We start from the raw sequence: 816 nt of genomic DNA on the forward strand, positions 1-816 counted from the left end.
CTCGATCAGCCACCGGTCGTGGTAGAGCCGGATCAGGTCGGTGGCGGGGACCGCCGGGTCGAGCACGGTCGTGACCAGCAGGTAGTAGCCCGTTTTCCGACCGGCGTCGGTGACGACCGTGATCTCGCAGCGGATCACCCGCACGTCGAGTGCCACCCGGGAGCGCCAGGACCCGTCCGGGTAGCACTCGAGGACCGGCAGCAGCCGGTTGTTGGTGACCCGCACGAGGAAGTCCGCCCCGGTCCCGGCGATCAGTCCGAGCAGCTTCTCGCCGGCGAAGCCCCGGTCGGCGAGCAGGATCATCCTGGCGTGCAGGCTGGGGAGCAGTTTCACCGCGTAGGTCGACTCACCGCTGGTCGTGGGCCCGAACACCGCGTCGATCACGCTTCGGGTGCCGCACGCGACGAGCGCGACCAAGCGGACCAGCGGGTAGCCGGTGCCGCCGTGGTTGCTGCCGCCCTTGCGGTAGACGGTCTTGTTCTCGTCGGTGTCGGGCACGCCGACCGACGTACCGTCGATCGCGCAGACCAGCCGGCCGTGCCAGAACACCGACCCCACCCGGCCCGCGGCGGCCGCCCCGCGCAGCGCCTCGAACAGCGCGCGGAACGGAGCGACGCCGAGCCGTCGGCGCGAGGCCGCCATCGACGACGCCGACGGGCGGGCGACCGGTAGCCCCTTGAGGCCCGCGACCAGCTCACGCCACACCCCCGGCCAGCCGGTGTCGGCGTGCAGCACCCCGGCGAGCAGCAGGTAGACCCCGACCCGGGCCGGTAGGTCCCGCACCCGTTTCTGGACCTTCCCGGTCTCCGCGAGCAC

Annotated in this window: 1 protein-coding gene; it reads right to left on the reverse strand. The window is 72.4% G+C overall.

Features of this window, described 5'->3' with window-relative positions; genetic code table 11:
- Positions 1–816 (reverse strand): IS4 family transposase (locus MJ797_RS25375; RefSeq protein ID WP_239342048.1); only part of this gene is annotated, 816 nt, incomplete at both ends.

The sequence above is a fragment of the Protofrankia sp. CiP3 genome (assembly GCF_917627345.1).
Classification (GTDB): domain Bacteria; phylum Actinomycetota; class Actinomycetes; order Frankiales; family Frankiaceae; genus Protofrankia.